Raw genomic sequence first — 15,774 nt, 5'->3', positions numbered from 1 at the left:
GATTAAGCACGCGCACCACCCTTCAGCACGGCCACGATGTCGTAGGCGGCGCCCATGGTGTGATAGTCGACCTTGCCGGCCGGGCTCTTCTCGTCGGAGAGCTTGCGGTTTTCGCGGTCGAGGATGCGGTACCAGGCGCCGTGCTGGTGGTCGACGAAATGGGTCCAGCTGTATTCCCACAGGCGGTCGTACCAGGTCCAGTACTCGGCATTACCGGTGCGCGCGGCCAGCATGGCCGCCGCCGCAGCGCTTTCGGCCTGCACCCAGAAGTATTTGTGGAAGTCGCACACGGTCAGGTCCGGCGCCAGCGAGTAGCACAGGCCGCCGTGTTTCGGATCCCAGCCCTTCTCCACCGCCACCTTGAACAGCTTTTCCGCGGTCGGCAGCAGCCAGTCGAGATCCTGCTCCAGCACGTCCTTGCCGCGCGCTTCCAGCTGCAGCAGCAGCTTGGCCCATTCGGTGAAGTGGCCCGGCTGGTAGCCCCAGGGACGGAACAGGTTTTCCGGGTCGTCGATATTGAACGTCCAGTCGGGCTGCCAGTTGGTGTCGTAGTGCTCCCAGACCAGGCCGCCGCAGCGTTCGGCCTGGCGCTGGGTGATGTTGTAGGCCACCGTATAGGCGCGTTCGATGTAGCGCCGCTCGCCGGTCGCCGCATGCGCCGCCAGCAGCGCCTCGCAGGCGTGCATATTGGCGTTCTGGCCACGGTAGGTGGACAGCTCGCGCCAGTCCCGGCTCGCCTCGTCGGCATACAGGCCGTCGGCCGCGTTCCAGAAGCGTTTTTCCATCAGCTCGAAGGCTTCGGCGATCCAGGGACGCGCCTCCTCCAGGCCGCCCATCGTGGCGTGCGCATAGGCCAGCAGCACGAAGGCCTCGCCGTAGGCATGCTGGGTGCCGTCCTCGATCGTGCGGCCGTCCAGCATCCAGGCGTAGCCGTCGCCATCCGGTGCGCGGTGCGCCTCGCGCAGAAAATGGACCGCATGCGTTAGGCCGTCGCGATAGGCCGTGTCCCCGAAGTGGCGGTAAGCCATGGCATAGGTGAACACGAAGCGCGTGCTGCTGACCAGGTGGCGGTGATGCGCGTCGTAGACCGCGCCGTCGTCCTTGAAGTAGTGGTACATGCCCCCGGCGGGATCGATCGCGCGCGGATGGTAGAAGCGCATCGTGTGGCGGGCGTGGTCGAGCAGCACGTCCGGGCTGCGAAAGTTCGGGAAAGTGGTCATGGTGGCTTGGCGTGGGTGTGCGTTAGTCGTCGTAGCTGCTCTCGCGCACGATCATCTCGACTGGCAGGGTTATCTGGGATGGGGTTTCGTCGGGTTTGTGCAGCAGGGAGTCGACCCCGGCCCGCCCCAGCGCTTCCTTGTCCACGTGGACGGTGGACAGCGGCGGGATGGCGGCGGCGGAGGCGGCGATATCGTCGAAGCCGACGATCGCGAGGTCATAGGGGATCTTGAGCCCCTCGGCCAGGCAGTACTTCATGGCGACCAGGGCGGTGCTGTCGTTGTAACAGAACAGCGCATCCGGCCGCTTCGGCAGGGCCAAGAGGCTGCGCATGGCCTCGATCACGCCGTCCTCGCCCTCGCCCATGGTGGGCACGATGACTTCCAGGCTCGGATCGGCATGCACCCTGGCGTCGAACAGCGCCTGGCGGAAGCCCCGGTTGCGCTGCTGGATGCTGTAGTGGGCCAGTGAGCCGGACAGCATGGCGATGCGCTTCTTGCCGCAGCGCAGCAGGTGCTGGGTGGCGAGGTAGCCGCCGCCCATATTGTCCGGGTTGATCGAGGTGAAGCCGCGCCGGTGCATGTCCACCAGCACCATCGGCTTGCCGGTCTGCTGCAGCGCGCTCAGGACCTCGGGCTCGAAGAAGCCGGCGCACAGGATCGCGTCGGGCTGGTGCAGGCGGATCTGTTCCAGCACGGGCTCGGCCGGGCCGACCACGATCAGCGACAGCGCGATGCCCTCGCGCCGGCAGGCTTCTTCGGCGCCGTGCAGCACCGGCGTGAAGAAGGGGCTGGAGGTGAGCGTGTTGTGCTGGCTGTGCAGCAGGAAGGCGATGCGGCGGATGCGGCCTTTCTTGAGCAGGGAGAAATCGTAGCCCAGCCGGATGGCGGCCTCGCGCACGACCGACCGGGTCGCCTCCGTCATGCCGCCCTGGTTTTTCAACGCACGCGAGACGGTGCCGATCGACAGCCCGGTCTCGCCCGCGATGTCGCGCAGGGTCACCTGGCTCATGTCAGCACCAAAATCGACAACATGCTATGTCTCCGTCATTATTATTCAAAACTGTTTTATTAAACGCCCGATGCCGCGTTTGCCGGCCACATACCGGCCAGGAAAATTCGCTTGCATCCAGCAGGTTTTATAACAGTCGCACTTTCGACGCGTCAATCGTAGAGAAGCTGCCCAGGTTCTTTTTAGCGATTTTTAGTAAACAGGCCGAATACCACCTTGAGCCGGGTTCTGCCGGCGCCTGTCACGCCTCGGCAGAACGTACTTACTGCGTGCCTGTTTCGTGTTTACCTGGCGCTCAAACCGCCGGTCGAAGGCTTGCGCACGCCCGGCTGCAGCAGTTCGAGCTCGGCCAGTTCGACCGTGCTGCCGTTGTCGAAGCGCAGACGGTATTCGCGGTACGCGCCGGGCTTGGCGACACCGAACGGCCGCAACTGGTTCCCCCACTCGAAACGCTCGCCGCTGCGCCCGTCGAGCGCCGTCCAGCCACCCTTGCCGCTGCGGCCTTCCAGCGTCCAGCCCAGGCCTTGGGGCGCGGACGCGCCCGCGGTGATGGTGTAGTGGCTGATCCGGGTTGGCGCCGCGAATGCGAACGCCACGCTGGCGCGCGGCGGCAGGGACAGCACGGTTGCCGCGTCGTCGTCCACCAGCGCGCCGGCGATGCGCTTGCCGCCCAGGGTCACGCTGCGCGCGCCGCCGCTGCGGTCGGCCAGGCCTTCCGGCTGCGCGCCGGGGGCCGTGAGCGACGCCGGCAGGCTGGCTGCGTCGCTGCCCCAGGTCGACGGCGCACTGCCCATCGTGAATTCCAGGGTGGCGCCATTGGCGATGTCGGCGTGCTTGATCCAGGCCTGGTTCCACGGCTTGCCGTTGACCTTGAGCGACTGCACGTACACGTTTTGCGGGCTGTTGTTGTTCGCGATCACGCTCAGCATGCGCCCGTTTTCCAGCCGCACATCGGTGCGCGCGAAGGCCGGCGAGCCGATCACATACTCGGGAGACCCCATGCGCATCGGATACAGGCCCATCATGGCGAAGGTGTACCAGGCCGACATCTCGCCGTTGTCCTCGTCGCCGGCGTAGCCCTGGCCGATCTCGCTGCCCAGGTACAGGCGGCGCAGCGCTTCACGGGTCAGCGCCTGGGTCTTCCAGGGCTGGCCGATGGAGGCATACAACCATGGAATGTGATGCGAAGGCTGGTTACTGTGCGCATACATGCCCATGCGCACGTCACGCGCCTCGGTCATCTCATGGATCACCCGCTTGTAACGGCCCGAGAATTTTTCCTCACCCGTCTCCGGGGTGGCGAAGAACTGGTCCAGGCGCGCCGCCAGCTTGTCGCGGCCGCCCATCAGGCTGGCCAGCCCCTCGGCATCGTGCGGGGTGGTGAAGGCGAAGGTCCAGGCATTGGCTTCGGTATAGTCCGCGCCCCACAGGCGCGGCTCGAAGCTGGCCGCCGGCTGGCGCCACTGGCCCTTGGCGTCACGGCCGCGGAAGAAGCCCGTCGCCGGGTCGAACAGGTGCACGTAGTCGGTGGCGCGCGAGGCGAAGTATTCGCTCTCTTCGCGGTAGCGGCGCGCGCGCGCCGTATTGCCCTTGCCGGCCTCTTCAATGGCCAGCGCCTGCCCCATCTTGGCCAGGCCGAAATCGTTCAGCGCCCCTTCCAGCGTCCACGACATGCCCTCGTGCACCGTGGTGTCGGCGTAGCCGCGGTACATCGACTTGCCCAGGCCCTTGCGGCCCACGTTCGAGACCGGCGGCGCCACCGTCGCGTTCTTCAGCCCCGCCTCGTAGACCTGGTGCACGTCGAAACCGCGCACGCCCTTGAGCCAGGCGTCGGCGAAGGCGACGTCGGAGCTGGTGCCGACCATCAGGTCGGCATAGCCCGGAGACGACCAGCGCGCCATCCAGCCGCCGTCGCGGTACTGCTGCAGGAAGCCGTCGACCAGTTCGCCGGCGCGGGTCGGCGTGAACAGCGCATAGGCCGGCCAGGTGGTGCGGAAGGTGTCCCAGAAACCGTTGTTGACGTAGTTCTTGCCGGGGATGATCCTGACCGAGGTGCTGGCGGCGTCGCCGCCGGCGTTGTCCTTCGACCAGCCGCTCTGGTCGGCATGGCGCCAGTCCGGCTTGTCGACCGTGCCGACGTTTTCGTGGGCCATATTCGGATACAGGAACAGGCGGTAGAGGTTCGAGTACACGGTCACCAGCTGGTCTTCGCTGGCGCCCTGCACGTTCACCCGGCCCAGTTCCGCGTCCCACGCCGCCTGGGCGCGCTCGCGCACGGCCTCGAAACCGGCGTCGCCGACTTCCATGTCCAGGTTGCGGCGCGCCTGCTCGAGCGAAATCAGCGAGGTGGCGATGCGCATGCGCACCTCGCCCTTGGCATCGGGCTTGAACTTCACATAGCCAGTCGGGCGTCCGGTTTCGAGCGCGCCGCTGGCGGTCCATGGCTGATCGAAGCGCGCGAACACGAACATGCGCGAGGCGCCGTTCGACAGGCCGCTGCGGGTGTCGGTATAGCCGCGCAGGGTCTGGGTCGCGGCGTCGAGCGTCAGGCCGCCGCGCGCATCGACGTTGTCGAACAGGAGGTTGGCGTCGCCGTCGGCGGGGAAACGGAAGCGGAATACCGCGGCGCGCTCGGTCGGCGCGATTTCGGCGCGGATGCCGTTGTCGAAGTCGACGCGGTAGCCATGCGCGCGCGCCTGTTCCTGCTCGTGCGAGAACGACAGCGCGCGGCGCTGGCGATCGGGGTCGGGCTGGCCGCTGGCGGCCGACGGCATCACCTGGAAGGTCTGGCGGTCCCCCATCCACGGGCTCGGCTGGTGGCTGAGCGACAGCGCCTGCAGGCGTGGACGGTTGTCGGCACCGTTCTTCTCGTTCCAGCTGTACATGAAGCTGAGCGTGCCGGCGTCGGTGACAGGGGTCCAGAAGTTGAAGCCGTGAGGCATCGCCGTTGCGGGGATGTTGTTGCCACGCGAGAAGGTGCCGTTGGCCTGGGTGCCGCGCGTGGCCCGCACGTAGTCCGACACGCGCGTGACCGCCAGCGGGGCCTGGTCGGCGATCCGGATGTCGTCCAGCCAGCCGCTGGCCTTGCCTGCATTTCCTTCCTTGCCGGCGGCGGGCCGCACCTCGAGCTCGATCGACTTGATGCGACGGCCCTGCAGCTGGCCCAGGCGCACCGATTTGTTCGCCCACTGCTGCGGGTACAGCGTCTTCGATTCGGCCTGGGAGGCGGCGCCGACGCGTACGCCGTGGTGGTCGAGGATGCCCAGGCTTGAGACGCGGCTGCCGTCGTCCAGCACCAGGTCGAGCGAGACGCCGGTCGAGGCGACCGTGTCGTCGTCGACGATCTCGGGCAGCACCTTCCACGACAGCGTGGTGTCGGCATCGATGGCGATATCGACCGGGAACAGCTGCATGCGGCCGCCGCTGCCTTCGGCCTGGTAACGCAGTGCGCGCAGGCCGCTGTAGCCGGCCTTCGGCTTGGCGGTGTAGGGGCGCTCGGGGCCCGCGCCGGCTTCGACGCGCACACCGCCGCCGGCCAGGGTCGCGGGCATGGGGTCGCCAGCCTCGAACGAGCTCGAGAACCGGGCCGCTCCATTGGCGGGGCCCAGGGTGTCGGGCGTCGTGCTGGCGCAGCCGAGCAGCAGCGCGGCGGCGGCAACTTGGGCGGCGATGGCGCGCAGGCGGGGACGAGCGCCGCGTGATTGGTCGGACAGCAAGGCGGCGCTGCGGGAATCGTGAGCGGTTGCTTTCTGCGTCATGGTGCGGAAGGGCTCCTGGTCTGTGGAAGGGTGGCTGGCACGGCATCGGCCAGCGCGCGAAGTTGCAGGGCGGCGCGCAAGGCGTCTTCGCTGGCGCCGGACGTCACGTTCAGCGTGATGCGCTCGCCGGGCAGCAGGGTCAAGGCGTTGTCGGACAGGTCGGCATCGAGATCGCCGAAATCGATCCAGACCGCGCGCGCGAGGCTGGAGGCGGAGATGTCGAGCAGGTAGGCGTCGGGGTGCTCCGGGTCGCGACGCAGGTCGGCGCGCAGGCCGGCGTCTTTCCAGGCGATGTTCTTGGCCGGCGCAAAGTACACCACGGCGCGCGCGGCCGGTTCGCCCTCGGCGTGCAGCTCGAATACGGCGACGGTGGACGCGGGATCGGCCGTGCCGAGCACGTCGGCATCGCGATAGGCGGCGACTTTGGTCGCCGACAGCGGCGCCATCTCGACCGGCTTTCGTTCGTCGCGCAGCACCTTGCCCTCCAGCGTCATCACGCGGGTGCGCAGCTCGCCACGCACGCGGCTGGTGCGGTCATTGAGCAGGCTGAGTCCAGTCTCGCCCCTGGCGTCGCGCAGCGCGGCCACTGTCACTGGCGCGAAGAAGCGGCGGGCGTGGAAGTGCAGCGCCTTCGGGCGACCGAACCAGTCGATGCTGGACCAGGAAGCGCCCGGCCAGACGTCGTTGAGCTGCCAGTACAACGAGCCCATGGTGGTCGGACGGCTGCGGCGGTGATGCAGCGCCGCCAGCTCGATGCCTTCGGCCTGCATCGCCTGGCTCAGGTAGACAAAGCCGGCGAAGTCGCGCGGCGCGCCGAACTCGTCGTCGATGTACTTCATCAGGCGTTCGTTACCCTTGCCGGCCATGAACTTCTGATGGGCGTCGATCACGGGCGCGCCGAGCTGCTGCTGGTCGCGCCGGGCGAAGGCATCGATGGTGCGCTGGACCGGCCACGCCTGCAGGCCGTATTCGGACATGAAACGCGGCGTGATCTCCAGGTATTTCGTCACTGGATGGGCCGGATTGCCCCACACTTCCCAGTAATGCATGTCGCCGCTGGCCTCGGTGTTGGCGACTTCCTGCAAGTCTTCGCTCGGCGAGCTGGACCAATAGCCGATGCCGCCGCCCTCTTCCCGCACCACCTGGCGCAGGTCGGTTCCAAACAGCTGCACATAACCCTTCCACACCTGGTCGGCAAAGGCCGGATCGGCCGCCTTCAGCGTCTTGCCGTGCCCCCAGTATTTCCAGGCGATCTCTTGCTCGTTATTGCCGCACCACAGGACCACGCTCGGATGGTTGCGCAAGCGCCGCACCTGGTCGCGCGCCTCGTGCACGACGTTCGCGCGGAAAGCCGGGTCGTAGGCCGGCTGCATGCCGCCGCCGAACATGAAGTCCTGCCACACCAGCAGGCCCAGCTCGTCGGCAAGATCATAGAAATCGCGCCCTTCGTAGTAGCCGCCGCCCCAGCTGCGCAGCATATTCATATTGGCGTCGCGCGCCAGTTGCAGCGCGCGGCGCAGCTGCGCCTTCTTGACGCGCGGTTGGAACATGTCGAACGGGATCGTGTTGGCTCCCTTGGCGAACACCGGGATGCCGTTGACGACGAAGTAGAAAGCGGTGCCGCGCGAGTCGCGGTCGCGCCGCAGTTCGACGCTGCGCAGGCCGGTGCGGGCGGAGACGCTCGCCAGCCGGGTCTTGCCATCGGCCACCTCGAGTTCGTAGCGGTACAGCGGCTGCTTGCCGTAGCCGTTCGGGAACCAGCGCTGCGGCGCGTCCACCGCCACCGGAAGCGCGATGCGATTGGCGCCGGCGCGCAGTCTGGAGCGCTGGCGGGCCGCCAGCGTGCGCGCGCCATCGGGCCCCGTCTGCCACAGGCGCAGCTCGACCGCCGCAGGGCGCACCGCGTCGAGCGAGGCGATCGCGGTCAGCTCGGCGCGCGCGGCGTCGACGCGGTCCTGGCGCAGTTGCAGGTCGTCGATGCGCAACGTATCCCAGCTTTGCAGCACCACAGGCTTCGTGATGCCGGCGCCGACATAGCGCGGCCCCCAGTCCCAGCCGTAGTGGTAGCCGGGTTTACGCACGAAGTTGCCAGTCATGGCGTCCTTCGGCTCGTCGCCGTAGGGAGAAGGATAGTTGCCGGCGATTTTGTGCGGCATCGCCGCGACCTGCGGCAGCATCCGCGCGATCGGCGAGCGCAGCACGATGCGCAGGATGTTGCCGCTCGGGCGCAGCCAACCCTGGACCGGCACGCGCCAGGTACGGTGGGCGTTGTCGGCGTCGAGCAGCTTGTGGCCGTTGAGCCAGACTTCGGCGAAGGTGTCCAGCCCGTCGAACACCAGGTCGCTGCGCGCGTTGCGCAAGGCCGCGCGCGGGGCATCGAATTCGACGCGGTATTCCCAGTCCGCCAGGCCGACCCATTGCAAGCCGGCCTCGGGCGCACCGACATAGGGGTCGGGAATCAGCCCGTGCGCCATCAGGTCGGTGTGCACCGTGCCCGGCACCGTGGCCGCGCGCGACGGCGCCGCTTCCGGATAGGCGCCGGCCTGGGCGTCGCCCGGCACCATGCGGAAAGTCCAGCCCTGGTCGATGGTGAACTGCAGCGGGGCGTCGGCCTGGACGGCGCCGGCGAACAGCGCCACGACCAGTCCGAGCAACAGGCGCGTGGAGGACATCAGTGTAGACATGGCAATCATGAGATGTGGGCCTCCCCGCCTCCTGGTCGAGGTGCGGGGAGGCGCGACGGCGGAACTCAGAACTTGTAGTTCAGGCCCACGTATGCCACGCGGCCCGCGTAGCCACTCGAGTAGTAACGCGCCTTGGTGTCGTTACCCAGGCGGGAACGCGACTCTTCCTCGGTCAGGTTCAGCACCGACGCGGTCAGGCTGAGTTCCTTGGTGAAGTTATAGGCGGCGTTCAGGTCGACCTGGCTGTAAGGCTCGTCATACACGTTCAAACCGTTGACCAGGCCGTTGACCACTTCGCCGCGACGGTTGTACGACGCGCGCAGCATCATCTTGTCGTTCGAGTAGAACACGGTCAGGTTGGCCTGGTTCTTGGCGCTACCCACCAGCGGTGAGGTGCCGATCTGCTGGCCGTTGGACAAGGTGATCGCGGCCTGGTTGGTCTTGTTGTACGTGTAGTTCGCCTGGAAGCCAATGCCGGAATCGAAGGTGTGCTGCGCATACAGTTCGATGCCCTTGGACACCGCATCGCGGCCACCGGCGCTGGTGCTGTAGTTCTGCACCGCCACCTGCTCGCCGCCGATGTCCAGGGTGACGTCGCGCACCACAGGCACCGCGAAGTTGCTCACGTTCTTGCGGAATACGGCCGCGCCCAGCACCGAACCGCGCGTGAAGTACCACTCGAGGCCCAGGTCGTACTGGGTGGCCTTGAAGGCGTCCAGTTCCTTGTTGCTGCCCGTACCGAACCAGCCGACCTGGTCGCCGCCGCCGATCAGGCGGCGGTCGTCGACGTATTCCTGGCCGAAGTTGCGCAGGCTGCCCGGGGCGGCGATCGAGTTGTAGCTCGGACGCGCCACCACCTTCGACGCCGCGCCGCGCAGCAGCAGGGTGTCGGTGAGGTCGAAGGCCAGGTTCAGGCTCGGCAGGTAGTCGGTGTAGGTACGATCGAGCGCGCTCACCACGAAGGTCGAGATGTGGCCGCTGGCCGGATTGGTCTGGCTGTCCGGCAGCACGGTGAAGCCGCTGGTGCAGCCCGAACCGGCCGGCGCGCCGGCGGCAGGCGCGCCGCCTGGCAGACATGGCGCCGGGTTGCCGTCGGGGCCGTCGAAGAAGTAATCGTTGTAGTAATCGACCTGGTCCGTCGAATCGGCGTGCTGGCGGGTGCGCACCACGCGCATGCCGAGGTTGCCGCGCAGGCGGTCGGTCTTGATGTTGGCCTGGACGTACATCGACGTGATTTTCTCGTCGACGTTGTAGACGAAGTTGTCCTCGTTACGGGTCTGCATCGGGCCGTAGGTGCTGTTCAGGTGCGCGATATAGGCCGGGTAGTTAATCGCCGGGAAGGCGCTCGCTTTCAGTCCGTTGGTCAGGTTGCCCAGCTCTTCGCTGTAGAGGAAGTCGGGACGGAACTTGTTGGCATTGACGTCGCAACCGTTCTGGAAGCGGCTGTCGTAGTCGCCCGGGTCGGCGCCCTGGCAAACCCAGTAGTTGTTGCCGGTACGGCGGTTGGTGCCGCCGTCGCGGTACTTGGCGCCGAACTGGATCGAATCGAGCCAGTTGCTCTTGTCGACGTGCCAGGTCAGGTCGGCCTGGGCGTAGTTCTGGTCGGTCTTGTTGCGGGTCCACGACGAGCTGGTCGAGCCAAGATCGATCTCGCCGATGCCGCTCTGCAGGTTCGCCATCAGCTCCGGCGAGAAGGTCATGGTCGGAGTGCCGGAGAGGTCCCACGCCGAGAAGTGATTGCCCAGGCTCCAGCTGCCGTCGGCATTCTGGCGGCGCGGCTTGATCGGCATGCCGAGCGTCATTTCCGGACCGCCCTCGGCCCAGGTGCGGCCGAGCTTGATGTTGGCGTCGAGCGAATCGCCCTTCCATTCGAGTTCGAAGTCGGCGGTCTGCGACAACGCTTTTTCGCGGCTGATGTTGCCGGCGATCTGCGGGGTCGGGATGGTGCAGTCGTCGGGACCGAAGCCGCCGGTATTGGCGAACCCGGCCGCCCCGGCCTGCGCCGAACTGCAGTAGTAGTTCTTGCCCGGACGCGCGCTGTACTGGGCGCCGGTGACGATGGTGCCGCTCGGGTCGAAGGTCAGGTGGTCGAGCATGCGGCCACCCGGATAATTGCCGTCGCCATTGAAGCGCGCGATGCTCCATTCCGGGATCTTCAGCGAATTGGTCTGCGTATTCTGCTTCAAGTCGAAGCGGAAGTAATTGGCCGTCATGTTCAGGTTGCGCAGCGGCTTGAATTGCAGCGTCAGCTGGCCGCCCTTGCGCTCGCGTTCATTGGTCACCACGTCCAGGTTGACCGAGGTGGGCAGCGCGAAGTTGGTGTAGTAGTCGCCATCCTGATTGTAGAAGCCCGATTCGCCCCACCAGTACGAGTTCAGGCCGTTCGGCTGGCCGTTGACGTCGACCGACGGATTGGTGGCGCGGCTGTCGCTGTACCACTGCCAGTTGGAGGTGCTGCCGCCCATGGTGCGAATGGTGCGCTTCTGCTGGGTGTAGCCGATCAGGACGCCGATGCGGTTGCTTTCGTCGTGCCAGGCATACTGGCCCGAGATTTGCGGGTCGGTCTTCTTGGTGGTGTCGGACCAGGTGCCTTCGGCGTTCAGGAAGCCCGAACCCGATTTCACGTCCAGCGGACGGCGGGTGCGCAGGATCACGGTGCCGCCGATGCCGCCTTCGTCGAAGCGCGCTTCCGACGTCTTGTACAGTTCGGCGCTGGCCAGCATATTCGACGGCATCAGCGTGTAGTTGAACGAACGCGACGGGTCACCGTTCGATTCGGCGGTGGCGACATAGTTGCCGTTCAACTGGGTCAGCGTCAGTTCCGACGACAGGCCGCGCACCGAGACGTTCTTGCCCTCGCCGCCGCTGCGGGTGACGACTACGCCCGGCACGCGCTGCAGGGCGTCGGCCACGTTCTTGTCCGGGAACTTGCCGACGTCTTCGGCGGTGACCACCTCGACGATCGAGTTGGCGTCGCGTTTCTGGTCGAGGCTTTTCTCGATCGAGTAGCGAAAGCCCGTCACGTGCACCGTCACCGGTCCGGTGGTGTTTGCCGGCGCCTCGGCCTGCGCGCCCGGCTGCGCCGGCTCGATCTGCGGCGCGCCCTGCTGGGCCACCGGCGCTGCGGGTTCCGCCGGGACGGTGGCGGCGGTCTGCGCGTGGGCGCTGGAAAGGGTCAGCAGTGCGGCGCCGACCGCCATCGCGATAGGCGTAATGCGGCAGGTCAGCTGCCGGGAAGCGGCTTGGGTTCTTGAAGTCATCGTTTGTCTCCTTGACGTGCCCTGTGGCGGGCTTTCTTTTAGGCGGAACCTTGCAGGTTCCCTCGAGCGGCAGCCGTGCTTTCCCCTTGATGCGGAACGCCAGGATGATAGCGTTCACAGGGATTTACTAAACGACAGTGATGCCGCATGCATAGCAGGGGTCTTCGTGTAACAACAAGCGAATTTATACAAAGGAAAGAACTTGCACTCAACAGTCTTTCGCGGAACGGGCGAAGTTTAGCGAAGTTTAGTAAACGACGATAAACCGTGTGCGGCGCCGCCGCCTGGCGCCGGGTGCGATATCATCGCGGCAACTTAACCAGAGACAAGAGTGTTGCCGCTGTGTTTTTCCCCTATGTTTATCTCGCCTACCTGTACTTCGTACTGCGCCTGATCGTTCCCCTTCCCCTGCACCGCTTTACCCGGATCGGCCTGGGACTTGCCCTGCTGGTGGTCTGCCAGCACCACATGATCCAGCGCTGGGTGTTCGGCACGATGTTCTCGCCCGAGATCCCGCGCATCTTCATCATCCTGCTGGGCTGGTTGTACTGCAGCTTCCTGCTGGCGCTCCTGCTGCAGTTGCTGGCCGACTTGGCCCTGCTGGCCGCCTGGGCGCTGCGCCGCGGGCGCGCCGTCGATGCACGGCTGACGCTTCGTTTACGGTATGCCGTCCTTGCCGCCGGCGCGCTGCTGTCGGCGGTCGGCGTGGGCCAGGCAATCCAGGTGCCCGAGGTGCGCCGGGTCGAGCTGGCGATCCGCGACCTGCCCCCGGCCCTGATTGGCTTTCGCATGGTGCAGCTCACCGACCTGCACATCAGCCGCCTGATGCACGGGGACTGGGTGCGCGAGGTGGTCGAGCGCAGCAACGCGCTGCGGCCCGACCTGGTCGTCATCACCGGCGACCTGATCGACGGCTCGCCGCAGGCGCGCGCGGGCGACGTGCGGCCGCTGGCCGACCTGGCGGCCCGGCACGGCGTCATCGCCAGCCTCGGCAACCACGAATACTATTTCGGCGCCGAGCGCTGGACGGGTGTCTTCGAAGGACTTGGCATGCGCGTGCTGGTCAACCGCCACGCCACCATCGACCATAATGGCGGCCGCCTGACGATGGCCGGCGTGACCGACCGGGTGGCGCCGCGCTTCGGTATGGAAGGGCCGGACACGCGCCGCGCGCTCGAAGGCGCCGCGCCGGGTGCGCCAGTCGTGCTGCTCAGCCACCAGCCGATCGGCGTCGCCGCCAATGCCGAAGCCGGGATCGACGTGCAGTTGTCGGGCCATACCCATGGCGGCATGATCCGGGGCGTCGACCAGGTGGTCAAGCGCGCGAATGGCGGCTACGTCTCGGGCAGTTACCGCGTCAAAGGGATGGAGCTGTATGTCAGCAATGGCACCGGGCTGTGGAACGGGTTCCCGATCCGGCTCGGGGTGCCGGCTGAGATCACGGAGTTCGTCCTCAAGCGCGCCCAGTGATTGAACGCGTGGAGTAATTCGTGCCAGTGGCACGAATTACCAGCCGTCCACGCGTTCAACAACATCTCAACGCGACCGCTTCTCCAGCTTCGGCACCGGCGGCAGCGACGCCCGGTGCTTCTTGATGTCGCTGAGTAGCAGGCGCGCCTGGGTGCCCCAGCCACCGATGAAGACATCAATCTTGCCGTCGCCATCGAGGTCTCCCTTCCCCATGCTCCAGCTGCGGCCGACGGTCACGCCCGGCAGCACGGGCAGGGTCACGTCCTTGAAATTGCCCTTGCCGTCGTTCTGCCAGGCGCGCGGCTGCAGCGGCACGAAGCCCGGCACCTGGATCGCGCCGACCAGCAGGTCTGGCGCGCCGTCGCCATTGAAATCGACCACCGTACCGGCCCAGCTCGAGAAGGTGTGCGCCGGCAGGCGCGCCGCCGTCTCGTCGCGATAGTTACCCTTGCCATCGTTGACCAGCAGGCGCGTTTGCGGGTCTTTCTCCCAGCCGGCGTTATTGCTCGTAATATTGAAAAACACGATATCGAGCTTGCCGTCGCCGTTCACGTCCAGCACGTGCACTTCGCGGGTCTCCATCGGCACCTTCAGCTCGAGCCGGTCCGACGCATCCCTGAATCGCCCTTTGCCGTCGTTGGTCAAGAGGCGGTTCGGTTGGCTGGGGCTGGCCAGCACCAGGTCGAGGTGGCCGTCGCCATCCATATCGGCCAGCACCGCGCCCTCGGTCTGGTCGTTCGCCTGCGGCAGATGGGTGGCGGAGGCATCGATGAAGTAGCCGGGCCGCTTGGGGTCGCCCAGGAACAGCAGGTTCTTGGCCGGCACCTCCTTGCCGCCGCCCGCCTCACCGGTGCTGCCGATGAAGATGTCGGGCAGGCCGTCGCCATTGACGTCGCCGACCGCCAGCCCATTGCCCTGGCTGTGGGCCGGGAGGCGCGCGCTGGCGTCGACGAAGCCGCCCTTGCCGTCGCCCAGGTACAGCTGGTGGTGCTCGTCCGCCTCGGCCACGAACACCACGTCCATATGGCCGTCGCGGTTGACATCGGCGGCGCGCACGTGTTCGCTGTCGTGCATGCGGGTGCCGAAAGCATCCGGGACGTATGTCAGCTTGCCGCCTCCGTCATTGCGGTACAGGCGGTTGACGCCGTGCTCCACCGAGATCACGACATCCAGGTCGCCGTCGTGGTCCACGTCGATGAACACCGAGTCGGTCGCGTGCAGGGCAGGCGCCACCGGCACATTCGGCAGGGTCGCATCGATCCAGCCGGATCCCGGCGCCTCGGGGATCAGGGAGAAGGCATCGTAGGCGGGATCGCGCGCAGTGGGCTTACCGGGCTTGCCTGGCTCGATACGCCAGAGATCGTCCAACTCCGGTCCGCCGCCGCGGTTGCCGCTGCCGGCCGCAAGATACACCTTGCCGTCCAGCGTGGCGGCCTGGGTGCCGTGGCGGCCGACCGGCAAGGCGGGCAGCGTTTGCCAGCGGGCGCTTTTCGGGTCCCAGGCCTCGACTTCGCGGTGCGCGTGCTCGTGCATCATGCTCTCGCCGCCCATCACCGCCAGCTTGCCGTCGATGACGGCGCTGGCCGTCCCGGCGCGCTGCGTCGGCAGCGGCGCGGGGAGCGTGCTCCAACGCTTCGCCTTGAAATCGTAGACGTCGACCTCACCGACGGTCTGCGCCAGCGCATTGCCCAGGTCGTGCGCGGAGCGGCGTCCGCCCGCCGCATACAGCTTGCCGTCGATGACGGCGGCGTGGAAGTGGTCGCGCGCATGCGGCGCGTCGGGGAGTTCGGTCCAGCGGCCGGTGGCCGGGTCGAAGGCGTCGAGCCAGGCGACGTAGCCGCTCATATGGCCGCGGCGGTTGCCGCCGACCAGATAGATGATCCCGTCATGCACCGCCACGCCGCTCGCGCCGCGCCGCCGATGCGGCGGAATCTCGGGACCCTTGCTCCAGCGGTCGGCCGCAGGATCGTAGATCAGCACGTGCGGCACCGGAGACTCCTCCGGGAACTTGCCGGTCAGGGCGCCGAGCACGACTAGCTTGCCCCCGAACTCCACGCCCTGCAGATGATGGATCTCGAATGGCGGCGCTGCGCCTTTGGTCCAGCGCCCGCTGGCCGGGTCGTAGATCTCGAGGGGCCGCTCGCCGCGTCCGCCGAGCAGGATCAGGCGCCCGGCCACCGCCACGAAGCCGTTCTCGTGGCGCGCGGTGGGCCTGGATGCGTCACTTTGTTGGCGCCATTGCGGCGCCGTCGCCTGGGCGGATTCACGGGCCTGGGCGGCTGCGCCGCCCACCGTCGTGGAGGCCAGCGCGATGGCGGTGGCGAGACGGATCCAACTGGGATTGCGCGGCTTGGCGCAAAGGTCAAACGTCAT

7 protein-coding genes are annotated in these 15,774 nt (G+C 67.0%); 1 reads left to right on the top strand and 6 read right to left on the bottom strand.

All coding sequences use genetic code 11. The annotated features are described in order from the left end of the window. Window positions 1-2: 2 nt before the first annotated feature. The 5 genes from AC3A6F_RS07990 to AC3A6F_RS07970 all read right to left on the bottom strand — a co-directional run bounded on the left by AC3A6F_RS07990 (window position 3) and on the right by AC3A6F_RS07970 (window position 11,931). A complete protein-coding gene (locus tag AC3A6F_RS07990) occupies window positions 3-1,220 on the bottom strand; it encodes an AGE family epimerase/isomerase (protein ID WP_487679566.1) in 1,218 nt (405 codons plus the stop codon). Window positions 1,221-1,242: 22 nt separating this feature from the next. Further along, window positions 1,243-2,229 carry a LacI family DNA-binding transcriptional regulator gene (locus AC3A6F_RS07985; protein WP_487679565.1) on the bottom strand — a complete coding sequence of 329 codons (987 nt, stop codon included), beginning with the start codon at window positions 2,227-2,229 and terminating at the stop codon, window positions 1,243-1,245. A 284-nt stretch (window positions 2,230-2,513) separates the two neighbouring features. Next, window positions 2,514-5,987, bottom strand: a complete 3,474-nt coding sequence (locus AC3A6F_RS07980) for a GH92 family glycosyl hydrolase (protein ID WP_487679563.1) — start codon at window positions 5,985-5,987, stop codon at window positions 2,514-2,516. Further along, window positions 5,984-8,671 (bottom strand): beta-mannosidase, encoded by a 2,688-nt coding sequence (locus AC3A6F_RS07975; RefSeq protein ID WP_487679561.1) that lies wholly within the window; start codon window positions 8,669-8,671, stop codon window positions 5,984-5,986. The genes AC3A6F_RS07980 and AC3A6F_RS07975 overlap by 4 nt, the downstream gene beginning before the upstream one ends. 65 nt (window positions 8,672-8,736) lie before the next feature. After that, the gene (locus AC3A6F_RS07970) at window positions 8,737-11,931 is read right to left on the bottom strand and encodes a TonB-dependent receptor (protein WP_487679559.1); all 3,195 of its coding nucleotides are present in this window, start codon (window positions 11,929-11,931) and stop codon (window positions 8,737-8,739) included. A gap of 342 nt (window positions 11,932-12,273) precedes the next feature. On the opposite strand from AC3A6F_RS07970, the gene AC3A6F_RS07965 reads away from it, so the two are divergent. Beyond that, window positions 12,274-13,401: a metallophosphoesterase gene (locus AC3A6F_RS07965; protein WP_487679557.1), complete on the top strand. Its 1,128-nt coding sequence runs from the start codon at window positions 12,274-12,276 to the stop codon at window positions 13,399-13,401. A gap of 66 nt (window positions 13,402-13,467) precedes the next feature. Here AC3A6F_RS07965 and AC3A6F_RS07960 read toward each other — a convergent pair whose 3' ends face one another. Then, entirely contained in the window at window positions 13,468-15,774 is a 2,307-nt protein-coding gene (locus AC3A6F_RS07960) for an FG-GAP-like repeat-containing protein (protein WP_487679555.1), read from the bottom strand.

This window comes from Massilia sp. Soil_C_3, assembly GCF_057657035.1.
This window is presented reverse-complemented; position numbering and strand designations above follow the sequence as displayed.